This is a genomic window from Hyella patelloides LEGE 07179, assembly GCF_900659865.1.
Classification (GTDB): domain Bacteria; phylum Cyanobacteriota; class Cyanobacteriia; order Cyanobacteriales; family Xenococcaceae; genus Hyella; species Hyella patelloides.
Genome location: NZ_LR213768.1, coordinates 1 through 15,871 on the forward strand (window position 1 = coordinate 1; position 15,871 = coordinate 15,871).

Below are 15,871 nucleotides of genomic sequence, written 5' to 3' on the forward strand. Positions count from 1 at the left end.
AAAAAAATCTCTGTAATGTCTTTGATCACTGTTTCTACCCAATTTTTGAGGCGAAGATTTCCTTTCCCCTCAAAGCGGTTAATTCTGATTTATTTGACTACTGCGCTCTCTATTGTTAGTGTTTCTAATATATTTTTGTACGTTTTCATGACTTACAATTTAGAGCAACAGTCCAATCAAGAACTGCTGGCTTTAGCAGAAATAGCGGCCCCCATTTTAGAGATAGTTAAAGTCGAAGGACTGCAAAATTTGGAGCAAGAAGTTCCCTGGCGAGACTTATTTGCAGAACAAAAACAGAGTTTAGATTGGTTTGACAGTAAGGGTAAGCTTTTAGCGAGAGAAGGAAAGAATTTTCAGCGATCTTATTTTCCGCAAACTATAGCTGCTGCTAAGACTAGAGAAGACTTTCCCTTTTATAAACGTTGGGGTCAGGTTCGGACTGTAACTATTGCTGTTTATACAGACAACACAGAGGGTAAAACTGAAACATTAGAAGGCTATATTCGAGCCAGTGAATCCACTGAGGAAATAAATCTGATCCGTAATAAGCTAAAGTTGGCATTAACACTCAGGGAGACTATAGCAATGCTCCTAATTTGTACTATTAGTATTGGTTTTACTCAACAAACGATTATGCCTGTCAAGCATGGTTTGAAAAAATTGAAACAGTTAAGTTCTGAAGTTTCTCACCAACTACGCACCCCTTTATCCAGAATTAGCATGGCTACAGAAATTTTGCTGGCTCATGGAGATAAAATTCAATCTTCCGAAACTAGAAAACTCAACATTATTAATGATGCTGTCGAACAACTTAAACGTGTAATTGAGGATTTGCTAGTTCTCATTCGCATAGATCTAACTGCCGATCCAGAAGAGTTACAATTTTCGGATGTTTCTCTCAATCTATTGCTACAAAATTTGCAAGCAAGATTCGTCCCTCTGGCTCGTTCCAGGAACATTGACTGTCAAATTCAGATGCCACATAATATTTTAATTAAGGGAAATACTGCTGAATTGAATCGTTTATTGAAAAATTTATTAGAAAATGCCATTGACTACACAAAACCAGGAGGAAAAGTTCTTGTGCTTACCAAATTAGAACGAAAGACTGTGACTATCTCGGTTCAAGATACGGGGATGGGCATTACTGTTGAAGAATTACCGTTTATTTTTCAGCATTTTTGGCGAGGCGAACTGGCAAAAAGTAAGCGAACGGAAGGTTCTGGTTTAGGATTAACCATCGCTCACACAATTGTTCAACAGCACGGAGGAAAGATTGAAGTAGATAGTCAGCCTGGACAAGGTAGTTGTTTCAAGGTACATCTAGAACGTTGCTAATTGATAAGTAATCTCAGTTCGGTTTAAGGTTATTTTGCTACTTATTCCACCAAAGAATAGGAGTTACAACCAAGGATAAAATAGGGGTTTTAGCCGATCCCGAACTCAGGTTAAGTAAGTTCTACTTTATTGAAACTTCAACCTTTATCAGTATTGTGATGATTGCCCTGTTAGCAACCATTGGCGGAGCAAAAAGGTGGGAAGATATCAACTCATGGCTTACGCCATGAGGGTTGGTTGTCCAGTTTCTGGGAGTTACCTTTCGGATATCCAGTGTTGATACCTATCGACAGACGTTTGAGCGGATATCGTCCACCGCTATGAAGCGGAGTTTCAAGTCGCTTTTTTTGGTAGTAAAATTGTAAAACGAGTAAAAGTATCAGCTTTAGTTTCTAATTTTATTTTTCCTTGACTGACTTCGGTGATTAAATTGTGGGATATAGACAAACCCAAACCCATCCCTTCTTGTGGTGGTTTAGTCGTAAAAAAAGGATCAAAAATTTTATTAATAATTTGGAGAGGTATTCCTTGACCATTATCTTGAATAATAATAGCAATCTCTTTCTGTAGGTTATTAGTCTTAATTTTTAGCGTTGGGGTAAACTCTTGACCGTCTTTTAGATACTTTTCTTGCAGTGTATAATAAGCATTATCGATAATATTAATTAAAGCTCTACTTACATTTTGAGGTATTATTTCTATTAAATCGATCGCAGTATTGTATTCTTTGACGACTGTGACAAAAAAATTGTTATCTCGATTTTTTTGGCTATAAAAAACTAAGTTAATTGCTGAGTCGATTAGCTGATGAATATTGCTCAACTGATAATGAAAACTCTGTTGGTGAGGATGAGGTAGCATCATTTGTAAAATATCGTTGGCTCGTTGGCTATATTCTTGAATTTCAGTCAAATTTTCCACCAAGGTATCCAAACATTGATAAGTCTCATTAGTTATTTTATATTCATCAGATGGTAAGTATCGAATGACTTTTTCTCGTAGTTCTTCAGTCAAATCTACCGATAAATCGGCAAAGTTGCCAATAAAATGGAGCGGATTTTTTAATTCGTGAGAAACTCCAGCTACTAAAGTTCCTAAAGCAGCCAATTTTTCTTGAAATATAATTTTTGCTTGAGCTGATTGTAATTCTGCTAAAGCTGCTTCTAATTTGCGAGTACGTGCTTTAACTTCATTTTCTAAAGCAGCATTGTATTCTTGAAGCTTGCTGACATTAATACAGACAATAATTAAAATAGTCGAACCAAAAGATGACAATAGCGAGGGAGCCAAAGGAAGCCACCAACCGTCTAAAAAAGCAATATAACTGATGCTCGCTAAAATGATACTGGAAATAACTCCACCAACGATAATTATTGCCACTAATCTTAGAGCATTTTTAGTGTGACGATATTTCCACCCCCAGATAGCCACCATCGCACTCCAGCCAGAAATCCAAAAATATTCTTGAGAGTCCGACCAAATCTTAATCAGAGGGCGTTCATCGAGAACTGTACTCAGAATTTGACTGGCAAGATTTGCTTGAATTTCAACGCTATAAGTTTGAATAGGGTTAGTAATAGTTCCTTGACTATAAGGAGTATAAAAATGGTCTTTGATACTGGTTGCTTGAGAACCAATTAAAATAATGCGATCGCGAAATAATTCTGGATCGAAGCGTCCTGCTAAAACGTCTGTTAAGGTTATAGTCGGAAAATTGTCAGCCGAACCTCTAAAGTTTAATAAAGTCTGATATCCACTGTCATCAGCACGAACGTAACCACCATCGTTCTGCTCAAAAGGAGCAAACACGGCATCTTGTAATTGCAACCAACCTTCATTTTCAGAAACAGCAGGCAAAATTCCTTCTTGCTCTAAATACTGTAAAGCTACTGCCATTCCTAAACTGGGTAATATTTCTTCTTTTGAGACTATCGGAAATAAGAAGGCGCGACGCAGTACACCATCTCCATCAATAATCAAATCGCTGGCACTAATTTGTTCTAATTCTGCTAATATTGGTGGCGGATTTATCTTCGCAGAAAACGGATCGTCAATTGCTTTTTTAATGCCGATGGGGGTAGGTGTATCTTTAAATACTTTGATTAACTCTTCATAGCCTGGTTCGACTGGTAAATTTCGATACAAAGATAATCCGATCGCTCTTGGCTTTTGTGCTTGCACTTTCTCAAGCAATTGAGCTAGTGTGCGATCGCTTATGGGCCATTGTCCTAACTTTTGGAGATCTGTTTCTTGTATACTAATAATCGTAATCCTACGATCTTCTGACTCTTGTGGGCGAATCTGAAACATCAAATCTAAAGCATTCCATTCTAAAGGCTGCAACCAACCACTGATTCGCAAAAAAGCGATCGCTATTGTAACGCAGGGTACTGTCCAGATTACTCCTCGCCAATCCCAAACTAGCTTTTTTAATTGATTCCACATCCTAAAATGCCATATTCTTATTTTTACGTCATAAATTCAGAGAGTAACAAAAGAAGTTTTATGTATGTCATGATAATTCACTTTATTAGCAAATAGTGCTAATATCCAATACCTTGTGGCAGTTCTCAGCATGATACGATAATAATATAAAGCATATTTTGGTAGAGGTAAAGCCTATAAAAAGGCTGTAACTTGAAAACAACTACTACCACAATTAATAAAATAGCTAATTTTATTGTAGCTTTGAATTTTTAATATTATTAATGGTTGAGAATCTTGAGAGCACTTATTTTTGAAAATAATTAAGGGCAAAAATGTCAATTAATATCTTAATTGTTGAAGATGAAAAGTCTTTTGACAAAATAATCAAGCAATATTTTAGGCAAAAAATTAAATCCAAGAAATATCAATTTGAGTTTGCTATCAATGGAAAACAGGCTCTTGAAAAAATTGTTGCCTGCGATTATATTGACTTATTAGTCTTAGATATTAAAATGCCAAAAATTGATGGATTAAAGTTGTTGAAATTACTTGAATATTTTAACATTAAAATAGAGACAATTATAATTTCTGCCTATGGAGATATGGATACAATCAGAAAAACCATGAATTTAGGAGCATCTGATTTTTTAAATAAACCATTTTCCATGCAAATTTTAGAATCAGCTATTGAAGATCGAATCAAGAAAATATCTGAGCGAAATATAGGCTATATTGAAAAAAGATATATTTACAAACAACAGACAACTGGGGAAGAAAAGGAATACGGACCTTACCTCTATTTTAGACAAAGAAATGAACAAAAAAAATTCAACGATATTTATTTAGGAAAAGAAGAACCTTGGCTACAAAAATTGATAGACATGGCTGAAGATATTGAACGTAAAGAATAGATATAAAGATTGAGTATCAGAATGGAGAGTATCTCGTTCATATTATTTTCTCTAATGCCAATGGACAAGTAGTTGTCTTAGCTTATGACTGCGTTTTTTGTTGTACGGATTTTCATTTCGATAGTTATATCTTTGACGAGAATTGTCAGCCAGAATTAGTGATTGATAATAAGTTTCCCGCTATGATTAAGTGAAGGAAAATCTAGCAACGTTAAAGACTTGCATTTTGCTGGAACTTGAATGCAAGTGCGTGACTTTCATAAAACCTATTGCAATGTGGTTCATGGATTCCGCTTTAATGTTAATGTTAAAGCTCTATCTCAGATGATCGAAGAGAAATATCACGATGAGCCATTACCACATCACACTCTTCCATTTAATTCATAAGCAATTACCGACATGATAATTGAGAGAGCAAGTACGAGTGCAAGTATTTTTCTACAACAAGGTTTTCTCGACGATTTTATTTTTTTTAATGTTTTTGCACATCAAGTTCGGTTAAACCTAAATTAAAGAATAGCTTTTTAAACTTTTGGTTATAGAATCATAATCTACAGTAACAAAAATTAATATTTTGACCTTATCAAAATTTAGCTCACAAATTTTGACGGGAGAAAATGCTTCTGGAAAAGCGCGCATATTCCACTCCCGTGTTGACCTTCAATCTTAATACAATTGCTATTTGCTCTTTAATTTTCTGGCTTTTCAGCTCACAAAAACTCAAAACCAGAACCAATTACCCTTAAAGAATAGAGCAGAACAAGGTGTTGAGCAGCTATGCTAATTAAACATTAAGGTAATTCAGTACGTACCTTATTACTTACATAATTTCGATAGCTTGATTAAATTCATTATGTCTTCTAATTTATCTATCAAAGTTTTATCCAATAGAATTTTTGACTATTCTAGCTTAGATGCTGAAACTATGAGTTTTGTGCAGCAGCAAACTGGAGAGATTCGCTCGTTAATGAAACGAACAGCCCAAGATGTTATCGAGATCGGACAAAGGTTAATGGAAGTCAAACAGCGTTTGGAACATGGACAATATAGAAAATGGATAGAAGCTGAATTTAATTGGGGTAAATCAACGGCTAATTCTTTTGAAAATGTTGCTAAACAATTTACTAATGTCCAAAATTTGGACGTTTTTGCGCCTTCGGCACTTTATGCACTAGCAGCACCTTCAACTCCCAAAGAGGCTAGAGAAGAGGCAATTGCTTTAGCGCAAACTGGAAAAAGAATCAGCTATACAGTTTCCCAAGAAATTAAGCAAAAGCATAAAAGTAAGCTCGCCAAGCCAGAATCAGAATCTACTGAACAATCTTTTCTCTCAAAAAAATCTCGGCTAACCATAGCAGAAATAGAAGAAAAAGCAAACAACTGTAGTTTACTATCTTCTGCTGTTGTCAATCCCACTGCACCACTATTACAGCCAGAGCAATCAAAAGTTGTCGATCTTTATTCTTCTACCTCTAGAAAACTTTCGATAGCTACCGCTAAAACAACTGAAAATGTCAGATTTTCTGACGATTCTAAATCACTCCAGTCTGAGCGTTGGTGGCGGTTAGGAAATCATCTTCTTTATTGTGGAGAACCCCATTCACAGCAATTTCAGGAGCAGCTACCAGAGAAAATCGCTCTAGCTGTTGCTTTTCCCGCCACTCATAATTGGCATTGGGGAAATTTATCATCCAAAATAAATTCTTCTTTGACTCTTCATAGTAGGTATAAAGATATAGATTTAAAGCTATTACGAGAACTGTTACAGAATGCTTTGGAACTCTATACTGAAGGACAGGAAACAGTATTTTGGGCTTTTGTTCCCGATCCTGCCTTGCTCTTGCTAGCAGAGAATCTTGATTGTCAATGTTTTCTCGCCGAATCAGATATCGAACGCTGTGAAGCTGTAATTCAGGTTTGGAAACAGATAGGTGGCAAAGTAGAGAAATTTTTGGTAGACAAGTCTAGTAAAAAAGCGGTTGGTTAGCGATTTTCTCTAGTCCCATTTTTATCAAAAGTTCTTCCCAATATCCAGCTAAAGAATGATTTTCTGGTTGAGCTTTTCTTAACTGAGCTATCTGATGTAAAAGATCGTACCAAATTCCCTGTTGTGATAATAAGCAAACAGACTCATGAGAAACATCTAATTCTGGTAACTGCGCTAAGGTAGAATCAAGTTTAACTCGCTTAATCCATCCTGAAACTTGAGGATCGTCTGGCTCTAGTTGTTGCCCACAAATCAACACCAATGACCATTTGTAATCGGTATCCACCATTAGTGATTGTGCTGCTTCGGGAAGAGTAATACTTATGACTCCCGATCGCTCTGGCAAGGGAATGGTTGTTTGATAGTGAAGATTTCCATCTCGATTTTGCAGGCTAAAAAAAGCTTGTTGAGCAGAAGTTGTCGGAATATGGACAAAAATAGTAGGATACTGCGCTAAAGTAAGACCAAAATTGTTACTAGGAACTAGAGGAGTTAAAATAGTTTGCTCGGGGTTTAAAAAACATTGTCCGTCATTTCGAGAGCCACCAGGAGTAGTTCTTTCAGGGATTTCTCTGCTTGGTAATTGAAATTTCTCTTCTTGTGAAAAATCTGAACATAAAATGTTTCCCAATGATACGATTGAGGCGATCAACAACTGGGGTATAATCATGTAGCTGTTACTCATGAGCTTGTTGTTTGACTTCCACAATTTTAATTTTAATTCAATAGCTTGTAACCATTAGATATTAGCTTTTAAAGATAATCATAGAGCAATAAGATAGTATTCTACAACGGCTGAAAAACCGATTAAATAAAGATTTCGTGTCGAGAATGTGTCATAACTATAAATTACGATACCTTATACTTGCTTTCATTTTATCGGCTAGCCATAGGAGAAGCAGGAAAACGGTCTATTAACACCAACTCTCGCGCACTAGCTAGATAAGTAACCTGAGTTCGGTATCGGCTGAAAATACTATTATTTCGTAAAATCATCTCCTAAATTGTCTTAACTCGAACTGATGTTAAGTAGTAAATTATTTATTACTAAGAAAAAATAGGCAAACTCTTGCAGATTATGACATCACGACTCGATAATTCCTGAATTCTTTGCCTCTACTAAGTCTCCAGATACTTTGTGATAAATGGCATAACTTATCAACAAGTAGCTTTAAGCCGTTTTAAGACCAATTTCCCACTAAAACAAAAGCAGCCCAGTATACTGGATGATTGTATTCTCCTTCAATAAGGGACAGTTGAGCGCGACGTAAAGCCTCGGCTCTAGTTACTCCAGGCTGTCCTAAATGTTGGTAAAATTCGGTCATGAGTTTAGTAGTTGAGCGATCGCGTACTGCCCATAAAGTCCCCAGAGTACTACTTGCTCCCGAGCGTACTGCCAAACCAGCTAAACCTAAAATCGCTCTGGGATCGCCCTTAGCGGTTTGACAAGCACTCAAAACCAGTAATTCAATTGGGTTGGCTTGATTGGTTTCTCTAGAGCGAATTAGGGTGTCAAAATCTCTGGCGTTAATCTTGCCATTCCAAGCCAGGACAAAAGTTTCTTCAGCGTTGCTGCTAAATTTACCGTGAGTAGCTAGATGTAATATGGAGAAAGGATTTTCATCGAAAGTATTTTGTAGATTAGGCTGGGTAAAATTTTGATTTAAGAGTATTTTGGCTTCGATCTGAGTATTAATTTTGGCTAATTCTTGTTCCACTCCAGGTAAAGCTTGAAAGCCTTGGTTAGCTTCACTCAAGCCAGCAGCGATCGCTATTAAGTTAGAATTTGCCAAATTTTGAGGTTGTAATAGCTGTAATCCTGGGCTAATAACGGTGCTGTATTTTTCTAGTAAATACTGTTTGCCGTCATAAAGAGCCGACATCGGTACATTTCGTAAGCTACCATCTAAGACAAACACTAAAGTTTTAATCCCAGAGTTTTCTAGTTGAGAAGCTGCTGGCTCAATCAACCAATTGTATGCCTGTTGGTACAGTTTTAAACGTTCGGCTTGAGCGTAAGCAGGATTAAGAGACTGTCGCATAAGCTGTAAAACCGATTCTACTTCTGCCTGAGCCAGATGAGTTGTATAGTTACTTAGTGGTTGTCCTGGTATGGAAAGAATAACTTCTAAACGATCTGGCAAAATAATCGGGTAAATAATTGCTGCATCAGAATCAATTTCATCGAGTTGCACTGACTGGGTTTTTAAACAGGCTTCGTGGAAGAAGTTGTCTAATTCAGCTAGTTGCAGTGCTTCAATAACTTGACGAGCTTTTCTCAAATTGACTTGGCTGACTTGATTAAACCTATTTGCTGGTTTTTTAGTTTTGGTAGAGGTTAATAATAATGAGACTAGCTGCCGATAAATCGGTTCAATAGATTCTGTAAAAGAAAATTGAGTTTCGGCATTAATGGAAGCTAGATCGGTGCGGAGAGTTTGAAGAGTATCAAAAGTCAGTTCATAAGCAGTAATGGCTTGCTGAATATCTCCTTGCTGTCTATATAGTTTACCGAGTTGCCAAGCAGCACGAGCGACAATTTCTGGTGCATCAATTTGCTGGGCTAGCAGTAAGGCATTGTTGGTAACGGTTAAAGCTTTTTTCGGTTGCTGTGGAGCGAGTAATTTCCCCAACTGAGTTAAAACTAGAGCTTGAGCGCGGATATCTTTTAGCGTTTTAGCTTCATTGACAGCATTGGTTAAAATTCTTTCGGCTAGAGAAATATAAGAATTACTGCTAATTTGCTGCTCTTTGATCGAGGTTTCTAGCCGTTCTAAGCTTTCCGCAAAATTAACCGTAGCATTAATAGATGCCCGACTGGGAGGCAATTTACTAAGATGAGATTCAACTAGGGGAATTAGTGCGATCGCTTGTTCTGGTTGTTCTAGTTGCAGATAGAGACGCAATAAATTGAGTTGAGTTTTTAGTTCTATTTGCTGGCTATTAGTGATTTTAGTAGCTAACTGATAATATTCTAAAGCTTTAGTTAAATTTCGTGCTTCTCTAGCAGCGTTGCCTAAACTAAATAAAATACTGCTGGTGTCTAGTGGTGGATTGAGTTTATTTGCGATCTCGGCGGAGCCGAGGCGCTTCGCGATCGCTAAACTTTGTTCTAAGACTGTTTGAGACTGCGCTAACTTGCCTGTATTCTTTAATGCTATTCCTAAACTTTGTAAACCCTGCACCTTAAAGGAAGAATCTGATTGAGCTTGTAATTCTTTTTCAAGAGAGTTCAAGATGGTTTCTGCCCTGTGATATAGTCCCAAACGCCGTAGGGCTTGAGATTGATTGATTTGACTGCCCCAAATTCCCTGTTTGTCGTCTGCATTGCGATAAGCTGCTTCTGCTTGCTGCCAGCTTTGTATTGCGGATTCAGTTTGACCTGTAGAGCTTTGGAGATGTCCTTGAATATTGAGAACTTGAGCGAGAATAGCTGGTTCTGGTGGGGATGATTCTAAAAGTTGGCGACTTTCAGCGATCGCGGTTGTTGCCTCTTGCCATTTTCCTAAAGCTTGTTGTGCCAAAGAAAGATAGCTGAAACTCCAGGCTTGACCGATGGAGTCTTGCTGTTGCTCATATCCCTGGGCTGCCTGTTGCCAAACGGATGCTGCTGCGGTAAATCTGCCTGCTTCGTATAAAATTCTGCCTTGGTTTAATAATGTTTCAGGAGGGTTACCCTGGGCGATCTCATTTGAAGAGATATAGATATTAGGGGTTTGAGATTGGGCTGCTGGCAAGATTCTAGTTACTAATAAAAAAGTCAGCAACACCAAACAGATACTAGAGATAATGCGATCGCAAATTTTCATGGTCTTACTAACTATTTACACTCAAAGGTATTTTGCCATTTAGGTTGGGAATCACCAGAAGCGATTAACTGTACTTTACCGCGATCGTTAACAACCCAACTTTGAGCTTCCACAATGGGGGCTGATGTTTGCAAGCTTTGATTATTTTTGTCTGTTTCTCTTGGTTGTTGGCGGTTCAAAGGTCGCAAATCCGTCCAAAATGTTTCTCCCACAAGGTACTGGCTGGGGTCTTCGGGTATGCCACCTCTGCCGATAGAAACAAAGACATTATCTCGATCTGCTGCACAGCCTGTGGTAATTTCTTGAGAGCGATCTCTGATAGTTTCAGGTAACTCAGTAATGTTGTTTCTATTCTCAGTTACCTCAATATTGACGTTGCCATCAAAGCCAAACTCAGAAGAAGCAGTAATTTCGCTATTAGACTCTAAAAATAAACCTTGAGTGATAATATCAATGTTACCTCCCGCCCCAAAAACCGCATTGGCTCGAATGTCGCTGTTATTCCTCGCGATCAGTAAATCGGTATCGATCTTAATATCTCCGCCCCCTCCTGTGCTATCTGCAACGCTAGTGCTGAGTAAACTTTGATTATCTAAAGACAAAAGATCGCTCGTCAGAAAAATATCTCCGCCACCTGTACTTTCTGAAGTAGCAGTAATTTGACCGTTGTTGATTTCTAATTGCCTTGCGGTGATGATAATGTTACTCGCTTCACCCGTGCCAATGCTGTTAGCTGAAATTTGAGCGTTGCTGGTTAACTCCAGAAAATTAGTCATAATTGCGATCGCGCCACCATCGCTGCTGCCTCTAGTATCAGCAGTAATTTGACTACCATTACGAGCAATTAAGAAATCTTGAATCTCAAGCTCAATGCTTCCTCCACCAGCTTCGGCAGTCGCAACAGTAATGCTGCTAGGTTCATCGGACATAGCACTGTCTAAGAATAATGAATTAGCATTAATTTCAATGTTTCCCGCTTTTCCTTGTCCTGGGGGAATATCTGGGTTACGACTAGAAAAATTACTGGCGTTAATCGTTGCTCCATATTCAATGGTTAAGCGATTAGTAGTGAGCCTGATATCACCGCCATCCCCCGTACCAAAAATAGTATTGGCAAATAAACCACTAGCACCTTGTTCTGAGGCCTCACTTAGTTCTACAGATTCAGTAGCGTTGATAACTAGCTCTCCCCCATCTCCCGATCCCCCAGTACTTACTACGATTTGCCCTCCTCCAGTTACTAATAAACTACCTGTATCGATAGTTACATTGCCTCCTTTGCCTGTGGAATCAATGTCTACAGGTGAGAATAAACCACTAGGACGAAATTGCGAACTGCCAACGATATTGATTTCCTGAGCCGTAATTGATAATGCTCCTGCATTGCCCTCTCCAAAAGTGCCTACCGAGATTTGCGCTCCATCAGTGAGTTGCAAAAGCTTGGTGTCAATAGCTAAACTACCTCCATTACCTGTTGCTCCTGGTTCAACCGATGTAGAAAAGTTACTTGCACGAAAAGCTGAGTCACCGACCAAATCAACTTCATTAGCTTCAACAGTTATGTTTCCAGCATTACCTGAGCCAAGAGTAATTGAGTTTATCTGCGCTCCGTTGGAGATTGATAAGCGATCGCTATTAATGGTTAAATTACCTCCATTCCCTTTTGCTCCTGCTTCGACATTAGAAAATAAGCCACTAGGGAAACCATCGGCTGATTCTCCAATCAGTTTGATTTCATTGGCACGAATATTTAAAACTCCTGCATCACCAATACCAAAGGTTGTAGTTGCAATTTCTGCTCCATCAGTGAGTTGCAACAGTTCGGTATCAATAGTCAAATTACCTCCATTACCCACAACATCTGTTTCCACATTAGAAAAAAAACCGCTAGCACCTAATGGCGAGTCACCCACCAATTCCACTTCCGTTGCGGTAACTATCAATGTCCCTGCATCACCATCACCAAAAGTATTAACTCCCACCTGCGCTCCTTCGGCAACCAATAAACGATGGGTATCAATAATAAGATTACCTCCAGTACCTGTCGCTCCAGAGGAAACATCGGCAAACAAACCGCTAAAAAAGGAATTATCGACTGAAGTTCCCATTATTTCTACTGTTTCCGTCGCCTCTACCGTTAAGTTACCTCCAGGCGAACTACCCAAGGTATTTGCGAGAATTGCCGAACCATCTCTCAGTGCAATGCGTTGTCCCTGTAGCTGAATATTTCCTCCCCCATCACCACTAGCATCTACTGAAGCTGCCTGAGACAAGCTGATATCTTGAAATATCTCTACTCCTTCATAACTAAATTGCCAGCCAAGTTCAACAGGAGTAAGTCCCACTAATTCGTTACTACCGACGCTGCCAAGCTCGATGTTTCCTGCTTCAGCAGTTAGATTGCCACCCTCTAGAGAAATATTGCCACCAATTAGAGCGAAAGTTTGATTGAGCTTTACTCCAAGCCCTTCGGGTCGATTCTCGCGGATAACGGCAAAAGTTTGGGGATCGATACTGAGATTATTTCCCGAACCTGTAACTTTAATGTCTCCGGCATTTGTTCCATACTGCAAACCCACGGGAATATTAACCGTCAACAGAGGTGGTGCTTGAGGATCGACCGCACTAAACTCGCTGCCGTCGGCAAACTGCATACTATTAGCTGTAGAGCCGATAAAAGAGCCACCAATATTTAAAGCTGCGTTTTCACCCAACACAATGCCGTTGGGATTGAGCAAAAACAAATTAGCAGTACCGTTGGCACGAAGCAAACCATCAATATTAGATATCCCATCCCCCGTAACTCGGCTAATAATGTTATTTATATTGGCAGCATTATTAAAGAAAGCTGTATTGCCTGTCAGAATCGAAAACTGTTCAAAGCTATGAAAAAGATTTTCGCCAACTGTCGTACCTCCTGTAATCTCAGTCATATTTTCTTCTGAAGTAACGGCAGAGTTATTAGGCAGAGTATTATCAGGTACGATTTGAGCAGTCAGGGGCGATCTTATTCCTGTTGACAAATTTAAAAGAATTGATAAACGTAAAAATGTATTGATTTTGCTTCTTTGCCAAAGCTGCTGGTATAAATTGATAGTGACTGGCATTTTCTTGCGATCTGGTTACAGATAGTTCAATATTACTTGGAAAAGTCGTGTTTTTTGTTTGTCAATTCAGAAATACTTTCCCGATCAAACCTCAAGTGTGCGGTATGAAAAACTCTACTTTTATCAGAAGCTACCGCGTCACAAAGATTGGTAAATCCCGCGAACTAATCGATTATCAACCCCCTAGCCCTCCAATACTGCGGGAAAAAAGCTTGAAATCCCCATTTTTGGGGGATTTAGGGGAATAGATTCACTTCCAAATCAAATGAATAAATTAAACAATGAGATGTGCATATAAGGTATTTCTTTAAAAAGAGCTTATTGTCCATTGCTCACTCATACATCCCCCATATTTTCAACATTATCCACTGCCAAAACAGGCTCAAATATCTCACTTGTTGACCCTTGCCAGTTCTCAAATTCCTCACCAGATCCATATAGAGCTAAATTACTGTTCAATTCGGCAACATTTGTTGTTGACCCTTCCCCAGCAAGTTCTGGAATAGAGTAAACACTATTATCAATAGTTGTTGCTCCAGTAATATCCAAGCTCTGACTATCTACCTCTACTGGCTCGATGTTTGATTTCCCCGTCTGCCACCAACTCCAACTCGAACCTCCAGAACTTCTGCGTGCCATCTCGTCGGGAGCAGCAATACTCTCAAGCTTTGCTAATTCATCATCTAGAGAATCCCCCGTCTGCCACCAACTCCAACTCGAACTGCCAGAACTTCTGCGTGCTATCTCATCAGGGCCAGCAATACTCAACAACTTTGCCAGTGCTGCATCTAGCTGTGTTCCTGTGGGACTTTCACCATTAAAAGTGTCTTGATACAGTAACCCCAAAGCATCTCGAATCTTATTATTCCATTCGGTTCGCTGACTTTCATTACCAGAGCTAACCGTTATGGCTAAAGTGACAAGCTGTAAGTCAGTGGCATTCTGCGGGTCTAGATTTTCCTTGAGTTCGGTTGGCGACTCATCTAACCATTCTTCAATTTGGTCGTTGAAAGACTCTTGTAACTCATCTTTGTAGAGCTTATCTAAATCGGCTAGAGATTTTTGGATATCTGAAGTTCCTTTGAGGGCTGCTTCTAATCGCAGGTCGGGATCGTTTTGATTTTCTTCTACTTTATCCAGAGTTATCTGAATTGCTTCCCGTTGCTTTTGGGCTACATCATTGGTATCTTCTTCTAAGTCGTCCACTTCACCCGCGATCTCTGGATCGAGTCCTCTAATTGCCTCTCGTTCTTCTGCGAGACTTACCAACTGCTCATCTAAATAGTCCGTCAGCAAATTTTCTAGGGAAGTTAAATCGGGATTAGAACGATCCCAATCAATAGTTTGTACCGTTTCCCTGACATCTACCTGTAACTGGGGTATACGATCCCAACCAATTCCATCTAACAGTCGTAGGTCTAAATCAGAAATTTCGATTCTTTCTCCCTTTTTGAGTACAGGAGTTGCAATACCCCGCGAATCACCGTCTTTCCAGTGACTACCTTGAAACCCATCATTAGAATTTCCTGTAGAAAAATCACCAAGATTATTATCTCCGCCATCAAGAGAGAAATAGGTTTGCCCTCTAGTCCAGTCGGGAACGCCTAAGCTAGAGCTATATTCGGAATAGCGCAGCAAGTCCATTGGTGAAACATAATCCAAATTTTGCTCGGTAATCTCGCCCTCTTGGGACAAGAGATCGAAAGCATCAGTACCGCTAATAAAACCTAAAACATGACCAATTTCGTGGCTGGCAACAGTTAAAAGGTCATAGCGATCGCTGGAAACTCCTGTATTAGGGTCAAAATGCCAAGAAGCGGAGTCATTAACGCGGATACTAGCATCAAAATCACCATCATTGTCGTTAATTAAGTTTAATGCTTTGGCATTAGCACGAGTCAGCCAAATTTTATTTGCTGAGTCAATTTCACTGCTTTCTCCCCAAGTATTGGTGTCAGGATTATATGTCTCTCTAAGATACTCAAAACTATTGCCTGGTTCTCGATAATTAGCAGCACTTTGATCGTCAGGAGAACTAGCGTCTGAATTGAATTTATTGATAAAATCAGTATATTCAACTCTCGTCATCCCTGGACGAGAGCCAGCTAAGGCTGCTTCAGGTAATGAGCCATAATCAACATAAATATTGACAGTAGCCTCATCAGTTACAACATCAAGAATTTCGCTATCAATGCGCTCAACAGACCAAGCGTCAGCAGCCCCCCAAAAAGCTGACATTACTTCAATAGGAGTGCCGTCAGCAAAGGTAAAATTAAAAGTTACCATGATAGT

General features: G+C 39.0%; 9 protein-coding genes. 4 read left to right on the forward strand and 5 right to left on the reverse strand.

Annotated elements, in window-relative coordinates; translation table 11 throughout:
• A partial coding sequence (locus tag H1P_RS00685) for a sensor histidine kinase (protein WP_246141415.1) occupies positions 1-1,338 on the forward strand: 1,338 nt, incomplete at its 5' end.
• Between the two features lie 333 nt (positions 1,339-1,671).
• On the opposite strand, the gene H1P_RS00690 is transcribed toward H1P_RS00685, so the two are convergent.
• A complete protein-coding gene (locus H1P_RS00690) occupies positions 1,672-3,783 on the reverse strand; it encodes a CHASE2 domain-containing protein (RefSeq protein WP_144863122.1) in 2,112 nt (703 codons plus the stop codon).
• A gap of 314 nt (positions 3,784-4,097) precedes the next feature.
• Here H1P_RS00690 and H1P_RS00695 point away from each other — a divergent pair, with 314 nt between their 5' ends.
• Together H1P_RS00695 and H1P_RS00700 are read left to right on the forward strand one after the other, a co-directional pair.
• The gene (locus tag H1P_RS00695; RefSeq protein WP_144863124.1) at positions 4,098-4,676 is read left to right on the forward strand and encodes a response regulator; all 579 of its coding nucleotides are present in this window, start codon (positions 4,098-4,100) and stop codon (positions 4,674-4,676) included.
• 853 nt (positions 4,677-5,529) lie between these two features.
• Positions 5,530-6,663, forward strand: coding sequence for a DUF3102 domain-containing protein (locus tag H1P_RS00700; RefSeq protein WP_144863126.1), 1,134 nt, complete (start codon positions 5,530-5,532; stop codon positions 6,661-6,663).
• On the opposite strand, the gene H1P_RS00705 is transcribed toward H1P_RS00700, so the two are convergent.
• From H1P_RS00705 to H1P_RS00715, 3 genes are all read right to left on the reverse strand, one after another.
• A complete protein-coding gene (locus H1P_RS00705; RefSeq protein ID WP_144863128.1) occupies positions 6,641-7,348 on the reverse strand; it encodes a DUF928 domain-containing protein in 708 nt (235 codons plus the stop codon). The two genes, H1P_RS00700 and H1P_RS00705, sit on opposite strands and share 23 nt — an antisense overlap.
• A gap of 496 nt (positions 7,349-7,844) precedes the next feature.
• Positions 7,845-10,472, reverse strand: coding sequence for a CHAT domain-containing protein (locus tag H1P_RS00710; RefSeq protein WP_144863130.1), 2,628 nt, complete (start codon positions 10,470-10,472; stop codon positions 7,845-7,847).
• An 11-nt stretch (positions 10,473-10,483) separates the two neighbouring features.
• Positions 10,484-13,579 carry a two-partner secretion domain-containing protein gene (locus H1P_RS00715; protein WP_144863132.1) on the reverse strand — a complete coding sequence of 1,032 codons (3,096 nt, stop codon included), beginning with the start codon at positions 13,577-13,579 and terminating at the stop codon, positions 10,484-10,486.
• A 104-nt stretch (positions 13,580-13,683) separates the two neighbouring features.
• On the opposite strand from H1P_RS00715, the gene H1P_RS35600 reads away from it, so the two are divergent.
• Positions 13,684-13,827: a hypothetical protein gene (locus H1P_RS35600; protein WP_186375778.1), complete on the forward strand. Its 144-nt coding sequence runs from the start codon at positions 13,684-13,686 to the stop codon at positions 13,825-13,827.
• An 88-nt stretch (positions 13,828-13,915) separates the two neighbouring features.
• Here the strand turns inward: H1P_RS35600 and H1P_RS00720 are convergent, their stop codons facing one another.
• Positions 13,916-15,865 (reverse strand): NF038122 family metalloprotease, encoded by a 1,950-nt coding sequence (locus H1P_RS00720; protein WP_144863134.1) that lies wholly within the window; start codon positions 15,863-15,865, stop codon positions 13,916-13,918.
• Between the last annotated feature and the right edge of the window lie 6 nt (positions 15,866-15,871).